15 protein-coding genes are annotated in these 17,820 nt (G+C 75.6%); 11 read left to right on the top strand and 4 right to left on the bottom strand.

What is annotated here, in order from left to right; translation table 11 throughout:
• The first annotated feature begins 4 nt into the window (after positions 1-4).
• The 9 genes from EKG83_RS37085 (at position 5) to EKG83_RS37045 (ending at position 11,928) form a co-directional block, all read left to right on the top strand.
• Positions 5-763, top strand: coding sequence for a CIS tube protein (locus EKG83_RS37085; RefSeq protein ID WP_033428089.1), 759 nt, complete (start codon positions 5-7; stop codon positions 761-763).
• Entirely contained in the window at positions 753-2,567 is a 1,815-nt protein-coding gene (locus tag EKG83_RS37080) for a VgrG-related protein (protein ID WP_033427993.1), read from the top strand. The genes EKG83_RS37085 and EKG83_RS37080 overlap by 11 nt, the downstream gene beginning before the upstream one ends.
• 11 nt (positions 2,568-2,578) lie before the next feature.
• A complete protein-coding gene (locus EKG83_RS37075; protein ID WP_033427992.1) occupies positions 2,579-2,860 on the top strand; it encodes a PAAR domain-containing protein in 282 nt (93 codons plus the stop codon).
• 1 nt (position 2,861) lies between these two features.
• Entirely contained in the window at positions 2,862-3,272 is a 411-nt protein-coding gene (locus tag EKG83_RS37070) for a GPW/gp25 family protein (protein ID WP_033427991.1), read from the top strand.
• The gene (locus EKG83_RS37065) at positions 3,272-5,212 is read left to right on the top strand and encodes a putative baseplate assembly protein (protein ID WP_033427990.1); all 1,941 of its coding nucleotides are present in this window, start codon (positions 3,272-3,274) and stop codon (positions 5,210-5,212) included. The genes EKG83_RS37070 and EKG83_RS37065 overlap by 1 nt, the downstream gene beginning before the upstream one ends.
• A complete protein-coding gene (locus EKG83_RS37060) occupies positions 5,209-5,721 on the top strand; it encodes a phage tail protein (protein WP_033427989.1) in 513 nt (170 codons plus the stop codon). Before EKG83_RS37065 ends, EKG83_RS37060 begins: the two co-directional genes overlap by 4 nt.
• 710 nt (positions 5,722-6,431) lie before the next feature.
• Positions 6,432-7,241, top strand: a complete 810-nt coding sequence (locus EKG83_RS37055; protein WP_051764515.1) for an NADase-type glycan-binding domain-containing protein — start codon at positions 6,432-6,434, stop codon at positions 7,239-7,241.
• Positions 7,242-7,247: 6 nt separating this feature from the next.
• Entirely contained in the window at positions 7,248-10,517 is a 3,270-nt protein-coding gene (locus tag EKG83_RS37050) for a DUF11 domain-containing protein (protein WP_037330342.1), read from the top strand.
• 94 nt (positions 10,518-10,611) lie between these two features.
• On the top strand, positions 10,612-11,928 hold the full coding sequence (locus EKG83_RS37045; RefSeq protein ID WP_033427988.1) for a COG1470 family protein: 1,317 nt from the start codon (positions 10,612-10,614) through the stop codon (positions 11,926-11,928).
• Positions 11,929-11,951: 23 nt separating this feature from the next.
• Here the strand turns inward: EKG83_RS37045 and EKG83_RS37040 are convergent, their stop codons facing one another.
• The 3 genes from EKG83_RS37040 to EKG83_RS37030 form a co-directional block, all read right to left on the bottom strand.
• Positions 11,952-12,575: a helix-turn-helix transcriptional regulator gene (locus EKG83_RS37040; protein ID WP_033427987.1), complete on the bottom strand. Its 624-nt coding sequence runs from the start codon at positions 12,573-12,575 to the stop codon at positions 11,952-11,954.
• 99 nt (positions 12,576-12,674) lie between these two features.
• Positions 12,675-13,355 carry a response regulator gene (locus tag EKG83_RS37035; protein WP_033427986.1) on the bottom strand — a complete coding sequence of 227 codons (681 nt, stop codon included), beginning with the start codon at positions 13,353-13,355 and terminating at the stop codon, positions 12,675-12,677.
• 1 nt (position 13,356) lies between these two features.
• A complete protein-coding gene (locus tag EKG83_RS37030) occupies positions 13,357-14,019 on the bottom strand; it encodes a sensor histidine kinase (RefSeq protein WP_033427985.1) in 663 nt (220 codons plus the stop codon).
• Positions 14,020-14,213: 194 nt separating this feature from the next.
• On the opposite strand from EKG83_RS37030, the gene EKG83_RS37025 reads away from it, so the two are divergent.
• The gene (locus EKG83_RS37025; protein ID WP_033427984.1) at positions 14,214-15,218 is read left to right on the top strand and encodes a radical SAM protein; all 1,005 of its coding nucleotides are present in this window, start codon (positions 14,214-14,216) and stop codon (positions 15,216-15,218) included.
• Positions 15,219-15,574: 356 nt separating this feature from the next.
• On the opposite strand, the gene EKG83_RS37020 is transcribed toward EKG83_RS37025, so the two are convergent.
• Positions 15,575-16,576 (bottom strand): PHP domain-containing protein, encoded by a 1,002-nt coding sequence (locus EKG83_RS37020; RefSeq protein WP_033427983.1) that lies wholly within the window; start codon positions 16,574-16,576, stop codon positions 15,575-15,577.
• A gap of 219 nt (positions 16,577-16,795) precedes the next feature.
• Here EKG83_RS37020 and EKG83_RS37015 point away from each other — a divergent pair, with 219 nt between their 5' ends.
• Positions 16,796-17,437, top strand: a complete 642-nt coding sequence (locus tag EKG83_RS37015; RefSeq protein ID WP_033427982.1) for a TetR/AcrR family transcriptional regulator — start codon at positions 16,796-16,798, stop codon at positions 17,435-17,437.
• Positions 17,438-17,820: the final 383 nt, after the last annotated feature.

Here is a 17,820-nt window from a genome sequence, read left to right as displayed (position 1 = left end):
GGCCGTGGCCTCCCCGATCACCTTCACCTCCGCGGGCACCGCCCGCGCCACCAGCTACGCCGCGCCGACCAACCTGCAGAAGGCCCTGCTCAGCGTCCACCGCCCGCCCAAGGCGGGTGGCGCGGCCAAGCCCGGCGACTTCATGCACGACATCACCTTCCAGTTCAACCCCCGGGAACTCTCGCTGACCAAGAACGCCAAGTGGGAGCGCAGCCGCCAGCCCAACGTGCCCAAGAGCGGCACCCCGGAGTTCAAGGGCTCCGACCCGTGCAAGCTCACCCTGGAGGTCTTCCTCGACGCCACCGAGCGCATGGACGACGGCGTCGTGAAGAAGGTCGAGCAGCTGTTCGCCTGCTGCGTCCCCACCGAGGACAGCCGGCAGCACGGCAAGGGCTCGCCGCCGTGGGTGGTCTTCAAGTGGGGTGGCATGACGGGATTTCCCGCGTTCGTGTCGAGCGTCAGCGCCAAGTACACCCTGTTCACCCCCGCCGGCGTCCCGGTGCGGGCCACCTGCACGGTCAACCTGGAGGAGATCTCCGGCGAACCCGGCGGGCAGAACCCGACCTCGGGCGCCCTCGCGGCCCGCGACTCGCACGTCGTGGTGGCGGGCGACTCCCTCCAGTCCCTGGCCTACCGCGCCTACGGCAACGCCGAGCTGTGGCGGGAGATCGCCGAGGCCAACGACATCGACGACCCGATGCGGCTGCGGCCCGGCCGGCGGCTGCTGGTGCCGGCGCTGGAGGAGGTGCGCGATGCCCGGTGACACCTTCGCCAACTCCCTCGTGGTCGAGGTGGACGGCGGTCCGCTGCCCGCCGACGTGAAGGGGCTGCTCGTTCACGCGTTCGTGGACGACAGCCGGAACCTGCCGGACCTGTTCGTGCTGCGCTTCCGCGACCCGGGGCACGTGGTGCTCGGCAAGGCGAACCTCAAGGTCGGCGCGAAGGTCGTCCTCAAGGTCCAGACCTCCGACCCGGGCGGGCCGCGGCCGCTGACCAGTGGCGAGGTCACCGCGGTCGGCGTGGAGTTCGACGCGGGCGGCACGTTCACCGAGGTCCGGGGCTACGACCTGGCGCACCGCCTGTTCCGCGGCACGCGGGTCGCCGCCTACCCGAACATGACCGTCGCCGACGTGGTCCGCAAGGTCGCCCAGCGCGCCTCGATCCCGCTGGGCCGCGTCGACGACGTGCGGGGCTTCGGCCGCCCGCACACCCAGCTCAGCCAGGCGGGCACGAGCGACTGGGAGTTCCTGGCCCGGCTGGCCGCGCTGGTCGGCGCCCAGGTCGCGGTGGTGGAGGGGAAGCTGGAGTTCCGGCTGCCCGAGGAGCCGACGTCCGCGCCCGCCGCGAACGCCCGCGCCCGGACCAGCCCGCTCGTGCTGGAGATGCACCGCACCCTGCTGTCGCTGCGCGCCTCGGTCACCGCCGCCGAGCAGGTGCCCGAGGTCCAGGTGCGCGGCTGGGACGTGGAGAACAAGGAGCACGTCCTGGCGACCAGACCGGCGGAGGCGGTCGGCACCGAGGTCGCCGGCGTCGACCCGGTGCACCTGGCCCGCGAGTTCGGCAGCCCGCCCCACCTGGCCCACGGGCCGCACCGCACGCAGGCCGCGGCGAGCGCCCACGCCACGAGCCTGGCCACGCAGCTCGGCGGCGCGTGCACGGAGCTGGCGGGCGTGGCGCGCGGCAACCCCGAGCTGCGCGCGGGCACCGCCGTGGCGCTGACCAACATCGGCGAGCAGTTCTCCGGCAAGTACGTGCTCAGCGGCACCCGCCACCTGTTCGCCGCCGACGTCGGCTACACCACCGAGTTCACCGCGTCCGGCCGCCAGGAGCGCTCCCTCTACGGGCTGGCCAACGGCGGCGCGCGACCCGCGGACCACCGGGGCCTGGTGCCCGCCGTGGTCAGCGACGTGCGCGACCCGGCCAGGACCGGGCGGGTCAAGGTCACCTTCCCGTGGCTGGCGCAGGACTTCACCAGCGGCTGGGCGCGGACCGTGCACGCGAGCGCGGGCAACGGCTACGGCGCGCTGGCGCTGCCCGAGGTCGGCGACGAGGTGCTGGTGGGCTTCGAGCACGGCGACTTCGACGCGCCCTACGTGCTCGGCGGCCTCTACAACGGCAAGGACGCGCCGCCGGGGCTCACCAAGGAGCCGGTGGACGCCAACAGCGGCGAGGTCACCGCCCGCGCCTTCGTCTCCCGCAAGCACCACAAGGTGGAGTTCGTGGAGGACGACGGCATCGTGATCTCCAGCGGCGACGGGAAGTTCGTGGTCAAGCTCGACCAGCGCAACCAGGTGGTCGAGGTGACCAGCGGCAAGGCCGTGACGATCAAGGCCCGCGACGGCGTGACCATCGACTCCGGCACCGGGCCCCTGGAGCTCAAGGGCCAGAGGATCACCGCCAGGGCGCAGGCCGACGTGGCCATCGAGGCCGGTGCCCAGCTCAAGGCCGCGGGCCAGGCCGGGGTGAAGGTCGAGGGCGCGACGGTGTCCGTCGCCGGCCAGGGGCAGGCCGAGCTGACCGCGAGCGGACCGGTCACGGTGCGCGGCGCGCTGGTCCGGATCAACTAGGGGGGTGCGGCGTGCCACCAGCGGCGAGGGTCGGCGACCCGACCGGCCACCCCGGCGTGCTGGCGCCGCCGGGCGTGCCGACCGTGCTCATCGGCGGCCTGCCCGCCGCGACCGTGGGCGGCCTGCACACCTGCTCGTTCCCCGGCCTGCCGCCGCACCCGCCGTCGCCGGTGCTGCCGCCCGGCTGCCCGACGGTGCTGATCGGCGGCCGGCCCGCGGCCCGCACGGGCGACCTGGCGACCTGCGGCGCGCCGATACTCCTCGGCTGCCCGACCGTGCTGATCGGGGGCTGACGTGGACTTCATCGGCCGCGGCCTGGCCTTCCCCGTGCACACCGACGCGACCGGCTCGGTGGCGCTGGTCGGCGGTGGGCGCGAGGTCGTCGAGAGCATCCGGCTCATCCTGGCCACCGCGCCCGGCGAGCGCCCCATGCGCCCCGAGTTCGGCTGCGCCATCCACGACCTGGTGTTCGCGCCCGCCGACGCCGCCACCGCCGGCCGCATCGCCTACGAGGTGCGGCTGTCGCTGGAGCGCTGGGAGCCGCGGATCACCCTCACCGACGTGTCGGTCGGCTTCGACGAGGTCGACCGGGGGACCCTGCTCATCGACATCAGGTACGCGCTGCGCGGCACCAACGACCCCCGCAACCTGGTGTTCCCCTTCTACGTCATCCCGCCGCACGAGGCCGACGAGGAGGGCGCCTGATGTCCCTGCCCACGCCCAACCTGGACGACCGCCGCTTCCAGGACCTGGTGGACGAGGCCAAGCGCCGCGTCCAGCAGCACTGCCCCGAGTGGACCGACCACAACGTCTCCGACCCCGGCGTGACGCTGATCGAGGCGTTCGCGCACATGGTCGACGAGCTGCTGTACCGGCTCAACCGCGTGCCGGACCTGCACTACCTGCGGTTCCTGGACCTGATCGGGGTGAAGCTGTTCCCGCCGACCGCGGCGCGCGGCGAGGTGACGTTCTGGCTGTCCGCGCCGCGCGACGTGCCCGTGGTGGTGCCCGCCGGCGCGCAGGTGGCCACCGAGCGCAGCGAGGTCGAGGACCCGGTGGTGTTCACCGTGGACCGGGAGCTGACCGTCGTGCCGTGCTCGCTGGCGCACCTGGTGACCGCGGTGGCCGACCCGGACGTGCCGCCCGCCGACCGCACCGACGAATTGCGCGACGGCAAGGCGCCCGAGGTGTTCGCCGACCCGCCCGCCGCCGGTGACGCGGTGCTGTTCGGCCTGTCCGACGCCGTGCCCGGGTGCGCGGTGCTGCTGCGCGTCGAGGCGCACGCCGAGGGCCGCGGCGTGGACCCGCGCGACCCGCCGTGGGCCTGGGAGGCGTGGAACGGCGCCGGGTGGAGCCCGTGCGAGGTCGACCGCGACAGCACCGGCGGCTTCAACCAGCCCGGTGACGTGGTGCTGCACGTGCCGCACTCGCACACCGCGTCGGTGGTGGCCCGGCTGCGCGCGGGCTGGCTGCGCTGCCGCGCCGTCGAACCGGGCCCGGACCGGCCCACCTACCAGCGGCCGCCGAAGCTGCTCGCGGTCACCGCCGCCACCATCGGCGGCACCACCGCGGCCACGCACGCCGACGTGGTGCGCGGCGAGGTGCTGGGCGTGTCCGAGGGCGTGCCGGGGCAGCGGTTCCCGCTGGCCCGCACCCCGGTCGTGGTCGACGAGGGCGCGCTGGTCGTGGAGGTCGCCTGCCCGGACGGCTGGGAGCGGTGGCACGAGGTGCGCTCGTTCGCCGAGTCCGGGCCGCAGGACCGGCACGTGGTGCTCGACCGCGTCGGCGGCGAGGTGCTGTTCGGGCCGGCCGTGCGGCAGCCCGGCGGCGGGGTGCGCCACTACGGCGCGGTGCCCGCCAAGTCGGCCGCGGTCCGCGTGCCCGAGTACCGGACCGGCGGCGGGCTGCGCGGCAACGTGGCGCGCGGGCTGCTGCGGGTGCAGCGGGACCCGGTGCCGTTCGTCAGCTCGGTGACCAACCGGCGGCCCGCGGCGGGCGGCGTGGCGGGCGAGTCGGTGGCGGACGCGGCGCTGCGCGGGCCGCTGCTGCTGCGCACCCGCGACCGGGCGGTGACCGCCGAGGACTACGAGCTGCTGACCCGCGAGGCCGCGCCGGAGATCGCGCGGGTGCGGTGCGTGCCCGCCGGGGAGGCCGGGTCGGCGGTGCGGGTGCTGGTGGTGCCGTCGGTGGCCGCGGACGAGGAGTCGGACTTCGCCGCGCTGCAACCGGGCGCGGACGTGCGCGAGCGGATCGAGCGGTTCCTGGAGCAACGCCGGTGCGTCGGCGCCCGGGTGTCCGTGGAGCCGCCGTTCTACCAGGGCGTCACCGTGGTGGCGCAGCTGCGCGCGCGGGCCGGCACGCCCGAGGACGTGCTGCGCACGCGCGCCGTGCAGGCCCTCTACGACTACTTCAACCCGGTCAGCGGCGGCCCGGACGGCGACGGGTGGCCGTTCGGCCGGCCGGTGCAGTCCGGCGAGGTGTTCGCGGTGCTCCAGCGCCTGCCAGGGGTGGAGCTGGTCGAGGACATCAGGCTGTTCGGCGCGAACCCGGTGACCGGCGAGCGCGGCGCCGCGGTGGCCCGGCTGGACCTGCCCGCCAACGGGCTGGCGTTCTCCTACGGCCACCAGGTGCGGGTGGCGAGATGACCCCGCACCCGCTGGCCGACCGGCTGCCCGCCGTGTACCTGGAGGACCTGTTCACCCAGCGGTTCCTGGCCGCGCTGGACGAGGTGCTGGAGCCGGTGTTCACCGTGCTGGACGGGTTCGCCGGCTACCTGGACCCGCGGCTGGCGCCCGAGGACTTCCTGGACTGGCTGGCGCACTGGGTGGCGCTCGACGTCGGCGAGGGCTGGTCGGTGCTCCAGCGGCGGGTGCTGGTGGCGCGAGCGGTGGAGCTGCACCGGTGGCGGGGGACGCGCCGCGGGCTGGCCGAGCACGTGTCCCTGCTGACCGGGGGGCAGGTGGAGGTGCGCGACAGCGGCGGGGTGACGTCGACCGACCGGCCGGGGTTGCCGGTGGTGGAGAACCCGGCGCGGGTGCACGTCCGGGTGCGCGTGGCGCGGCCGCAGGAGGTCGACCGGACCCGGCTGCACGCGGCGATCGCCTCGGCGGTGCCCGCGCACGTCGCGGTGGAGCTGGAGGTGGTGGGGGCATGATCGTGTGCGCGCAGTGCGGTGAGCGGAGCGCGGTGGGTGCGGAGTTCTGCGGTGCCTGCGGGACTTACCTGGAGTGGGACCCGCAGCCGGGGTCGGGTGACCAGCCGCGGAACGGGATGCCGCGGGGTGGGGCTCCCGGGGGCGGGAGGTCGGGACCGCCGCGGCAGCCGGGCGGGCCGCCGGGGGCGGGCAGGTCGGGCGGGCAGTCGGGGGCGGGGGTTTCTTCGGCGGGGCAGCCGGGGGCGGGTTATCCATCAAGCGGTGGGGCGGGGCCGGGGTTTTCGCCGGCGGGTCAGGGGGGACCTGGTTATCCATCAACCGGTCAGTCTGGTCCCGGGTTCCCGCCGGTGGGGCAGGCAGGGCCGGGGTTTCCTCCGGTGGGGCAGTCTGGTCCCGGGTTTCCTCCGGTGGGGCAGGCGGGGCCGGGGTTTCCCCCGGTGGGGCAGTCCGGTCCGGGATTCCCTCCGGCGGGGCAGGCAGGGCCGGGTTATCCATCAACTGGGCAATCCGGTCCCGGCTTCCCGCCCGCGGGTCAGTCCGGTCCTGGGTTTCCACCCGCGGGTCAGTCGGGTCAGTCGGGTCCGGGGTTCCTGCCCGCGGGTCAGTCCGGTCCCGGTTTCCCACCCATTGATCAGCCAGGACCGGATTATCCATCAACAGCCCCGCAACAACCGGCCCCGCAACAACCGGCCCCCCAACAACCGGGCGCCATGCAGCCGAGCGACCAGAAGTCCCCCTCCCCGCCCCGCCCCCGCCTGACCGAGCGCCGCCAACCCCAACCCGGCGACCTGATCTGCGGCCAGTGCGGCGAGGCCAACACCCCCACCCGCAAGTTCTGCTCCCGCTGCGGCTCCGCCCTCGCCGAAGCCGCCGTGGTGCCGGAGAAGTGGTGGCGCCGCCTGCTGCCCGAGCGGGCACCCGCCAAGGCCGGCACCCGCCACCGCCGCGGCAACGCGCGCCGGGGCGTGGGCAAGGTGCTGCGCTGGTCCTTCCTGACCGCCCTGCTGGCCGCGGTCGGCCTGTACGGGCTCGCGCCGGCCGTCCGGTCCGCCGTCAACACCTGGGCCCTGGACCGGGTCCACGACGTCAAGGGCGTGTTCGCCACCGACCTGACCCCGGTCCACCCGACCTCGGTCACCGCCACCGCCGAGTCCGCCGGCCACCCGGCGCTGCTGGCGGCGGACAACGCGAAGAACACGTTCTGGCTCGCGCCGGTCGAGCCGCGTCCCCCGGCGCTGGTCCTGGACTTCGGCCAGGAGGTCGACCTGCGGCAGGCGATCGTGCGCGCCGGCGACCCGGACGACTTCCAGGCCGCGCACCGGCCGAAGAAGCTGCACCTGGTCTACCCGACCGGCCGGACGTTCGACGTCGAGCTGGCGGACACGCCGGACGAGCAGCGCGTGAAGATCGAGGGCAGCGAGGGCGCGACCTCGGTCGAGGTGCACGTGGTCGAGGTCCACCGGTCGCTGCGGGGCAGCGAGGTGGCCCTCGCCGAGATCGAGTTCTTCGCGGTGAGGTGACCGACGATGAAGCACCTGGCACTGGTCGCACTGCTGCTCACCGGCCTGCTCACCGGCCTGCTCCCGGCCGCCGCGGGCCGGCCGCAGCCCGTCCTGGCCGCGGCCCGGGACCCGCTCACGCCCTACCGGGTCGGCGTGTCCCGCGGCCGGCCCGGCGACATCTGGAGCACCGACGCCGTCGGCGGCGACGCGCGACCCACCACGGACACCGGGCCGCTGCACGAGTCCGACCCGGCCTACTCGCCGGACGGCTCGCTGATCGCCTACACCGCCTGGTACGCCTCGACCGACGACCCCGGCCGGGTGATGATCGCCGACGCCGACGGCGCCGACCCCCGCCCGCTCAGCGACCGCGAGGGCGAGCGCGAACCGACCTGGTCGCCGGACGGCACGATGATCGCGGTCACCGACGACAACGGCATCTCGGTGGTGCGGGTGTCCGACGGCGCGGTGCTCACCCGCGTGCCGCGCCCGGCCCACGTCAGCGCCTACGACAGCCAGCCGGCGTGGTCCCCGGACGGCGACTCGATCGCCTTCGCCCGCCGCAGCGAGAACCCGACCACGCCGCGCGTCCGGCCGTTCACCGTCCACGGGTCCACACCGGACGGTTTCACCACCTCGGCGACCGTGCGCACGCCGACCGTGCCCACCCGGCCGGAGATCCTGTTCCTGGTCGACACCACCGGGTCCATGGAGCACGCGGTCGGCGAGCTGGCCAGCGACCTGGACGGCGTGATGGGGCGCATCCAGACCGAGGAGCCCGACGCGAGGTTCGGCCTGGCCACCTACCAGGACTACGAGGACGGGGAACGCCGCTACCGGCTCGTCGAGCACCTGGGCGACCGGGCGGCGGTGCGCACGGCGCTGGCCGCGATCGTGGTGGACCCCTCGCACGGCTACCCGGACCTGCCCGAGGACTGGTTCAACGCCCTGCACGAGGTCGCGCGCGGCGCGGACCGGGTGTTCGAGCAGCCCGACACGAGCCGGATCGTGGTGCTGGCGGGCGACGCGAGCAGCCACGAGTGCCCGCCGACGGACCCGACCCCCGACCCGTCGTCACCCGACCCCGACCCGCCGTGGACCGACCCGCCGACCACGCCGACCACGCCGACCACGCCGGCCCGCCCGGGCCTGCGGGCGCCGGTCCGGCCGGCCGCGGCGCAACCCACCGGCGAACCGGACTGGTGCGGCCCCTACTGGCGGCGCGACACCGTCATCAAGGACCTCACCACGCACGGCGAGGGCGACGAGAACCGGCACATCCACGTGGTCGGCGTCCCGGTCGAGACCGGCACGGGCGAGCACCTGGACTCCCGGGGCCAGGCCACCGCCATCACGGACGCGACCGGCGGCTCCCTGGTGGAGGAGGGCGCGCCGCCCGGCCTGGTCGCCGCCGCCGTGGAGGCGGGCATCGCCGAGGTGCCGGTGACCGTGGAGCCGGTCGCGGAGTGCCCGGCGAACGTCTCGATCTCGTTCACCCCGGCCTCGGCGACCGTGCCCGGCGACACCGACGTCACCTTCACCGAGACCGTGCGGCTGGACCAGGGGGCGTCCTCGCGGTCGCCGGACCCACCGCGCTGCCGGGTGCGGTTCCGCTTCGACGGCAGGTACCCCGCCCAACCGCACGACCAGTACGTCGACGTCACCGAGGCCGCCGGCCCGACGGTCGTGGTCGGCGCGGACGCCGTGCCCAGCCCGGACGGTGCCCCGGTGCCGGTGCCCTTCACCGCCACCGCGACCGACGCCGCCGGCGCACCGCTCACCCCGACCTGCGACGCCACGCCCGGCGCGCTGTTCCCGGTCGGCCTGACCCCCGTGACGTGCACGGCCACCTCGGCGGGCCGGACCGCCACCGCGAGCACCGGCATCACCGCGTTCGAACCGCGCGAGCAGAACCTCCGGACGATCTGGCTGGCCGAGCTGGCCGGGACCGCCGTGCGCCGCGAGGTCGACCTGACCGCCCGCTTCAACGAGGGCTGCGGGCAGGACGACGACGCGCCCGCCTGGTCACCCGACGGCAACCGCCTCGCCTACTCCTCGTCGTCCTGGCTGTGCGTGCTCGACCTGGGATCGCGCATCGCCCGGGGCCTGGCCGAGGACGACCCCGGGTACCCGGCGTGGTCCCCGGACGGCGAGCTGATCGCGTTCCAGCGCTACGACGGCGAGAGCCCGGCTCGCGTGCTGGCGATCCCGGCCGGGGGCGGCGACCCGACCCCGCTCGTCTCCTTCGACGGCGAGGACGCGGAGCGGCCCGCGTTCCGGCCCCTGCCCGACCTGCGGGTCACCGGCGCGGTCGTGCCCGGCGCGGTCGCGTTCGGCGGCACCACCACCGCGCGGTTCACCGTGACCAACCGGGGCCTGGCCCCGCCGCGCGCGGCGGACCTGGCGCTGACCGTGCCCGCCGGGCTGCGCGTGGACGCGGTGACCACCACCGCGGGCACGTGCGCCCCGACCGGCTGCGCGCTGGGCCGCCTGGCACCCGGCGCCACCGCCGAGGTCCGGCTCACCCTCACCGGCGCCGGCGCCGGGCGGCACGTCGTGGCGGCGGCCCTGCCCGACGACGTCAACCCCGGCGACAACCGCGCCGAGGCCGCCGTCGAGGTCGCCGAGCGGGTCCGGCCGCCGGAGAACCCCGGCTCGCTGTCGATGGCCGTGGCCGTGCTGCCGGCGGAGGCGTTCGTCGGCGGTGACGACCTGGTGCTGTCCTTCCGGGTCCGCAACGGCGCGCCCCGGCCGATGACCGACGTCCGCGTGGTCACCTCGCTGCCGCCGGCGCTCCTGCCGGTCGCCGGCTGCACCACGTGCCCGCTGGGCACCCTCGAACCCGGTCAGGAGGCCGAGGTGCGGGTGGCCCTGCCCGCGCGCGCCGCGGTCGACACCACCGCGGGCGGCTCGGTGCTGGGCACCGGACCGGACAGCGACCCGGCCGACAACACCGCCACCACCCGCGTGCTGGTGCGGCAGCCGGAGCTGGTGGTCGACCCGCGCACCGGGCCCACCGGGTTCGTGCCGCACGCCACCGGCCGCGGGTTCCCGCCCGGCGCGACCGTCCGGCTCGCCTGGACCGCGGGCCTCTCCCCGACGCCCGGCGAGTTCGCGGTGCGCCCCGACGGCACCTTCGACGCGCAGTTCCTGGTGTTCCACAACGACCTCATCGGCCAGCGCAGGCTGGAGGCGACGGCGGTGCTCGGCCCGCGGTTCGGGCCGGTGCGCTCCGGCGACTTCCTGGTCGTGCCCAGGACCCTGCAACCACCCGACTTCGCCAGCCGGGACTGACCCGGCGCCCGCCCGATGGGGCAGCGGCGGACGCACCGCGCCCCACCCCCGCGCCGGTTCCCGGACCGGGCCGACCACCGGAGGATCCACCACCATGGGTGCAACCGCGACGCTGTCCACCACCGGCCTGGCCGTGGCGCCGGGCGAAGACGTCACCTGCACGGTCGTCGTGCGCAACACCGGTGACCTGGTCGACGAGTTCACCGTGGACGTCGTCGGCGACGCCGCGGGCTGGGCCACCGCCGAGCCCGCGGTCGTGAACCTGGTGCCCCAGGGGTCCGCCTCGGTCGTCGTGCGGTTCGCGCCGCCGCGCGCGGCCGAGGTGGCCGCGGGGCCGGTGCCGTTCGGCATCCGCGTCACCTCCCGCGAGGACCCCTACGGCTCGGTGGTCGAGGAGGGCAGCGTCGAGGTCGGCGAGTTCACCGGGGTGTCCGCCGAGCTGGTGCCCGCCAAGGTCGAGGCCGGTTCGAGGGGGAAGTTCGAGGTCGCGATCGACAACGTCGGCAACGCCCCGGTCGCGGTGCGCCTGCACCCGGCCGACCCGGACGGCGAGCTGGAGTTCCGGCTCGACCGCACCGACCTGGTGCTGACACCGGGCACGGCCGCGTTCGTGCGGCTGGTCGCCAAGCCCCGCGACACCTTCCTGCGCGGACCCTCGCAGCCGCGGCCGTTCCGGGTGGAGGTCGTGCCCAGCAGCGGGCCGTCGCTGACCGCCACCGGGACCCTCGTGCAGCGGCAGCTGCTGCCCAAGTGGCTGCTGCCCGCGCTGGCCGCCCTGCTGGCGCTCGCGGTGGCGCTGGTGGCGCTGTGGTTCACCGTGCTGCGGCCCGCGGTGAAGTCCGCCGCCCGCGACGCCGCCGCCGAGCAGGCGAGTGAGGTCAAGGCCGTCGCCGAGCAGGCCCAGGCGGGTGCCCAGCAGGCGCAGGGCGCCGCCGAGCAGGCCAAGACCAACTCCGAGGCGGCCATGCGCGAGGTGGGCCTGGACCCGAGCGCGTCACCCGGCTCGCCGCCCACCTCGCGGCGCCCGGACCCGGCCGCCGAGCAGGGCGAGCCGACCGACTTCCGGGTCGCCGCCGACGCCGACGTGACCGCGAACCGCGACCAGTTCGCCGACTTCACCGCCGACCTGCCCGCCGACAAGGCGCTGCTGGTGACCGACATCGTGCTGCAGAACCCGCGCGGCGACACCGGCACCGTCCGGGTGCTGCGCGAGGCCGCCGACGGCACCCGGGGCGTGCTGCTGGAGGTGGGCCTGGCCAACTTCCGCGACCTCGACCGCCACTACGTCGAGCCGCTGCGGTTCCGCAAGGGCGAGAAGGTCGTGGTCCAGGTCAGCTGCCAGAACCCCGACAGCGCGGTGAACTGCACCCCGTCGGTGTCGTTCTCCGGTCGGGCCGTCGACGCGCCCTGACCGCGCCGCGCGCCCCCAGCGGGCTAGATCAGGCCCTCCCGCAGGGCGAAGGCCACCGCGTGCGCCCGGTTGCGCAGCTGGAACCGGTTGGTGATGTCGTGCAGGATGCTCTTGACCGTGCGCTGCGAGTAGCACAGCTTCTCGGCGATCTCACGGGTCTCGAAGCCGTCGGCGATCAGCCGCAGCACCTCGGTCTCCCGGTCCGACATGCCGGCCATGGACCAGCCGTTGGGGTGCAGCACGTTGCGCTGCAACCGCGACACCCGGTCCAGCAGCCGGCCCAGCAGCTCCGGCGGCAGCGCGCCCTGGCCCGCCGCGGTGGCCCGCACCAGCCGCACCAGCGCGTCCGGCGTCGCCTCGGCCCGGCGCACCACGGCCGACACGCCGCTGCTGACCACGTTCAGCAGCTCCGGGTCCGCGGTGTCGCCGGTCACCAGCACGATGCCCGCGCCGCCCGGCGCCTGGAGCCTGCGCAGCAGCTGCTGGGCCTCGGCGTCCAACCGCTCCAGCACCACCAGCGCCACCGCCGCCGGCTCCTCCGGGTCCACCAGCCGGACCTCCGGGCGCGACCGCAGGGCGGCGGTGACACCGGCCCTGGTGATCGAGTCCGCCGCGTGCAGGGCCACCGCGATCCGCTCACCGTTCATCTCGTGCTCCCGCCCTCCGTGCCCGCACGGGCCGCGAAGCCCGCCCCCGGGTCCGCCCCGACTGCCACCCCCATCGTCACCGCCGGGCGCGGACCGGCACTACGGACCAGGTGTCCCGATGTGTCCCGACCCGTCGCCCAGGCCGGCCCGCTTGGCCCGGGACACCGCCTGGGCGCGGTCGGCCACGTGGAGCTTGCGCAGGATGTTCGACACGTGGTTGCGCACGGTCTTCGGGCTGAGCACCAGCTCGCCGGCGATCGTGGCGTTGCCCCGGCCGGCGGCCATCAGCCGCAGCACCTCGCGCTCGCGCCCGGTCAGCTCCGGGAACGCGGCCACCGGCTCCGGCGGCCCGCTGCCGAAGTAGGCCAGCAGCCGCACCGCGATCGCCGGGCTGAAGATCGCCTCGCCCTCGCCGACCGCCCGCACCGCCCGCACGATCTGCTGCGGCCGGGACGCCTTGAGCAGGTAGCCCAGGGCGCCCGCGCGCATCGCGGCGAACACCGACTCGTCGTCGTCGAACATGGTCAGCACCAGCACCCGGGCCTCCGGGTCGTGCGCCACGATCCGCCGCGTCGCCTCCACCCCGCCCAGGTCGGGCATGTTCAGGTCCATCACCACCACGTCCGGCCGCAGCGCGGCGGCCATCGAGACCGCCATCGCGCCGCCGGACGCCTCGCCGACCACCTCCAGGTCCGCCGCGTCGCCCAGCGTCGCCGCCAGGCCGTAGCGGAACAGCGGGTGGTCGTCCACCACCAGGGCCCGCAGCGCGGCGGGGACCACCTCACACCCCGCCGGGCACGGGCAGGTCGGCCGCCACGCGCGTCCCTCCCGCCGCGGCGGGTTCGACCCGCCACGTGCCGCCCACCTCGCGCGCCCGCTCGCACATCGAGCGCAGGCCGACCCCGGCGCCCCCGTCGTGCTCGGCGTCCCCGTCGTTCTCGGGGGACCACGCGCCCACGCCGTCGTCGACGACCTCCACGCGCAGCCGGTCGTCGAAGCCCAGCCGCACCGCGCAGTGCCGCGCGCCCGCGTGCCGCACCACGTTGGTCAGCGCCTCGCACACGATCCGGTAGGCCGCCACCTGCACCGCCACCGGCAGCTCCGGCAGGCCGTCGCACTCCACGGCCACCCGCACCGGGTGCCGCCCGGTCAGCGACGCCACGTGCTCCCGCACCGCGCCCACCAGCCCCAGCCGCGCCAGCACCGCCGGGTACGCGCCCGAGGCCAGCCGCCGCACCTCGTCGACCGCGGCGTGCACCTCCTCCTCCAGGCGGGCCAGCAGCAGGCCGGCGGACGCCGGGTCCCGCTGCGCCAGGTGCCTGGCCGCGCGCAGCCCCAGCGCGACCGCCGCCAGCGAGGGCCCGAGCCCGTCGTGCAGGTCGCGCAGCAGCCGACGGCGCGCCTCGTCGGCCGCGTCGGTGGGAACCATGAACTCGCGGTGCATGATCCCTCCCCCAATGGGTGAGCGCTCGGGGCTGCCTCGCCTCGTAAAGGAAGTCGTCAACGTTTGACAGGCCGTTTCAAACGGCGCGGAGGTTCCCACGTTAGAGGGAATCCGCCGAACTGTCGTGACGCGATGACGTATCGCGGCCCAACCACGGTGCTCCATACGGATAGACGAGTGCACGGGAGGGTGGCATGGGTCGGACCGGCGGCCGGGCGGTGCTCCAGGTGCACCCGACCCGGCTGTGCAACCTGCGCTGTCGGCACTGCTACTCCAGCTCCGGGCCCGACGTGGCCGAGTCGGTGCCGATCGCGGTGCTGGCGGGGGTGGTCCGGGAGGCCGCCCAGCTCGGCTACGACGTGCTGCACGTCTCGGGCGGTGAACCGTTCCTCTACCCGGAACTGCCCGCACTCCTGCGGTCCGCGCGCGAAGCCGGGATGCGAACGACCGTCACCACCAACGGTGTGGCGCTCACCCAGCGGCGGATCGGCGTGGTCCGCGGCCTGGTCGACCTGGCCGCGGTCTCCCTGGACGGCGACCGCGCCACCCACGACCGCATCCGCGACCAGCCGGGCTGCTTCGACAAGGCGCTGGCCGGCATCCGTCGGCTCACCGAGGCGGGCATCCCGGTCGGCGTCGTCACCACCCTGACCCAGGGCAACGCCACCCAGCTCGGCGAGGTCGCGGTGGCCGCCGCCCGGTCCGGCGCGCTGCTGCTCCAGGTCCACCCGCTCGAACCGGAGGGGGCGGCCAACCGGTTGATGGCGGGTGAGCGGCCGGACGCGGTGGAGCTGGCGTACGCGGCGGTGGAGCTGGGGCGGATCGCCGAGGAGCACGGGCTGGCCGTGCAGCTGGACGCCGTGCCCAGGACGGTGCTGATGCGCGAGCCGCAGGCGTTCATGGCCGCGCCGGTGCCCGCCGGGCGGCCGCTGGGGAGCTGGCTCACGCCGCTGGTGGTGGAGGCCAACGGGGCGGTGGTGCCGGTGTCGTACGGGTTCGACCGGCGGTACTGGTTGGGGAACGTGCAGGAGCGGCCGCTGGCGGCGCTGGCGGGTGGCTGGGACCCGGCGCCGTTCCTGGCGCTGTGCCGGGGGACTTGGCAGCGGTTGGTGGAGGGGCGGACCGGGCCGCTGATCACCTGGTACGGCCACCTGGTGCGGGCTTCGCGGAGCCGGCGGCCGGCTGCTGCGGGGCGGTGAGGCGGGGGTCGGAAGGGTGCTGCGGCGCGGCGCGGCGCGGCGCGGCGGTGCGGCGCGGTGCGGCGGGGCGGTGAGGCGGGGGTCGGAAGGGTGCTGCGGCGCGGCGCGGCGCGGCGCGGCGGTGCGGCGCGGTGCGGCGGGGCGGTGAGGCGGGGGTCGGAAGGGTGCTGCGGCGCGGCGCGGCGGGGCGGGGCGGGGCGGTGTGGCGCGGTGCGGCGGGGTGCGGCGCGGCGGGGCGGTGAGGTGGCGGTGCGGCGCTGTGGCGGGGCGGTGAGGTGGCGAGGCGAGGCGGTGGCGGGGCGAGGCGGTGAGGCGAGGCGGCCAGGCCAGGGGGGCGGCGTGAACCGGCCGGTGGATCAGTCGCCGATGTTCCCGCGGGACAGCAAGGCGGCCGCGTCCAGCGTGTTGATCACCCGGTCGGGCGTGACCCCGCACTCCTCGGCGCGCTCGCACCCGTAGGCGACCCAGTCGAGCTGCCCGGGCGCGTGGGCGTCGCTGTCGATCGCGAAGGTGCACCCCATGTCGACGGCCAACCGCAGCAACCGCCCCGGCGGGTCCCGGCGCTCCGGCCGCGAGTTGACCTCCACCGCGGTGTCGTTCTCGACGCACGCGGCGAACACCTCGACCGCGTCGAAGGTCGACTCCGGCCGCCCCTTGCCGGTGACCAGCCGCCCCGTGCAGTGGCCGAGGACGTCCACGTGCGGGTTGGACACGGCGGCGACCATGCGGGCGGTCATCTCGGGCGCGGGCATGCGCAGCTTCGAGTGCACGCTCGCCACCACGACGTCCAACTGCGCCAACAGGTCCTCCCGCTGGTCGAGCGCACCGTCGTCCAGGACGTCCACCTCGATGCCGGTCAGCACGGTGAAGGGCGCCAGCTCGACGTTCAGCTCCGCGACCACCTCCAGCTGCCTGCGCAGCCGGTCGGCGGACAGGCCGTTGGCCACGGTGAGCCGGGGGGAGTGGTCGGTCAGCACGACCCAGGAGTGGCCCAGGTCCCGGGCCGCCTCGGCCATCTCGCGGATCGGGCTGCCGCCGTCCGACCAGTCCGAGTGGGTGTGGCAGTCGCCCTTGAGCGCCGCGCGCAGCACCCGCCCGCCGACCGGGTCGGGTTCGCGGAACTTGCCCAGGTAGGACGGTTCCCGCCCGGCGAGGGCGTCGGTGATCACGCCCGCGGTGGACTTGCCGATGCCGGGCAGGTCGGTCAGCGTCCCGGCCTCGACCCGGCGCTCCAGCTCGCCGAGGGGAAGCGCCTCCACCACGTCGGCGGCCCGCCGGAAGGCCCGCACCCGGTAGGTGGGCTCGCCCGCGCGCTCCAGCCGCAACGCCACCTGCCGCAATGCCCAGAGGGGGTCCACCCGTCCTGTGTACCCGGATCGGGCAGCCCCCGCGCGCCGACACCCGGACGCCCCGCCGCCCAGCACACCCGCTGCCACCGTCCCCCTCACCCCGCTGCCGCCGTCCCCCTCACCCCGCTGCCCCGATCACCGGAACCCATTGCCCCGATCAACTCGACTTGGCCGCGTTGTCCGCGGAAACCTTGCGGCTGCCGTCCCCCGGAACCCAGGATGTCCGCCATGTCCCCACGTGCCGGCACGGTCGGGTCGCGGCGCAGGCCCAGCAAGGGCGACCTCACCTCCCAGGCGATCCTGGACACCGCCGAAAGACTGCTGCAAACCCGCTCCCTGGACGACATCGCGGTCGACGAGCTGGCCGCGGGCGCGGGCATCTCGCGGTCCACCTTCTACTTCCACTTCGCCTCCCGCGAAGCCGTGCTGCACGCCCTGTCCGGCGCGGTCCTGGACGCGCTGTACGAGTCGGCGTCCACCTGGCTGCGCCGGGGCGGCGAGCCGCCCGAGGACGCGGTCCGCCGGGCGCTGAGCACGAGCCTGGCGCTGTGGCGCAAGCACGGCGCGGTGCTGCGCGCCGCCGTCCGGGCCCGTGACACCGACCCGCTGATGCGCGAGTTCTGGGCGGGCGTGGCGCGGCGGTTCGTCGACGAGACGGCGGCCCAGATCGAGCTGGAACGCGCCTCCGGCGCCGCGCCGCCCGGTCCGGACGCGCGCTCCCTGGCCGCCGCCCTGGTGTCGATGAACGAGCAGAGCTTCCTGAACCGCTCGCGCTCGCGCCGGCCCACCGCCCGCGACCGCGAGCTGGTCGACACGCTGACCTGCGTGTGGCTGCGCTCGGTGTACGGCATCCCCTCAAGTCCACAGTAGACACCACGGCGGGACCCCCGCCGGGCGAACGCGCCGGTCGAGCCGCCGCCGGACCGAGCCAGGGGCCGGCCCTCGCGGTCGAGGCGCGAGCGGCCCCCGGTCCGACCCGGCACCCGCTGGACCGGCAGGTCCGGCGTCGACCCCGGCCGGCTCCGCGTCGACCCGGGCGCGGCTTCCAGGGCTGCCCCGCTACTCGCGTCCGGCCCAACCGACCTGACCCGACCCCGGGGCACGGGGCGCGGGCCACCAGGGCGCGGCCCCGCGCCCCGCCGCCTTTGAACCGAATGCCGAACGGACCCGTGTAGGTGGGTGACCGCCGTCGAGACGAGGTACCGCCGATGCACGCCACCCACCCCAACCCGTCACCGCTCGGAGCCCACGTC

The organism is Saccharothrix syringae, from assembly GCF_009498035.1.
Classification (GTDB): Bacteria; Actinomycetota; Actinomycetes; order Mycobacteriales; family Pseudonocardiaceae; genus Actinosynnema; species Actinosynnema syringae.
This window is presented reverse-complemented; position numbering and strand designations above follow the sequence as displayed.

Coding starts and splice junctions, on each gene's coding strand:
- EKG83_RS37080 (WP_033427993.1), top strand. CDS start 753: ATGCCCGGTGACACCTTCGCCAACTCCCTCGTGGTCGAGGTGGACGGC.
- EKG83_RS37060 (WP_033427989.1), top strand. CDS start 5,209: ATGACCCCGCACCCGCTGGCCGACCGGCTGCCCGCCGTGTACCTGGAG.
- EKG83_RS37050 (WP_037330342.1), top strand. CDS start 7,248: ATGAAGCACCTGGCACTGGTCGCACTGCTGCTCACCGGCCTGCTCACC.
- EKG83_RS37030 (WP_033427985.1), bottom strand. CDS start 14,019: ATGCACCGCGAGTTCATGGTTCCCACCGACGCGGCCGACGAGGCGCGC.
- EKG83_RS37065 (WP_033427990.1), top strand. CDS start 3,272: ATGTCCCTGCCCACGCCCAACCTGGACGACCGCCGCTTCCAGGACCTG.
- EKG83_RS37025 (WP_033427984.1), top strand. CDS start 14,214: ATGGGTCGGACCGGCGGCCGGGCGGTGCTCCAGGTGCACCCGACCCGG.
- EKG83_RS37040 (WP_033427987.1), bottom strand. CDS start 12,575: ATGAACGGTGAGCGGATCGCGGTGGCCCTGCACGCGGCGGACTCGATC.
- EKG83_RS37045 (WP_033427988.1), top strand. CDS start 10,612: ATGGGTGCAACCGCGACGCTGTCCACCACCGGCCTGGCCGTGGCGCCG.
- EKG83_RS37015 (WP_033427982.1), top strand. CDS start 16,796: ATGTCCCCACGTGCCGGCACGGTCGGGTCGCGGCGCAGGCCCAGCAAG.
- EKG83_RS37055 (WP_051764515.1), top strand. CDS start 6,432: ATGCAGCCGAGCGACCAGAAGTCCCCCTCCCCGCCCCGCCCCCGCCTG.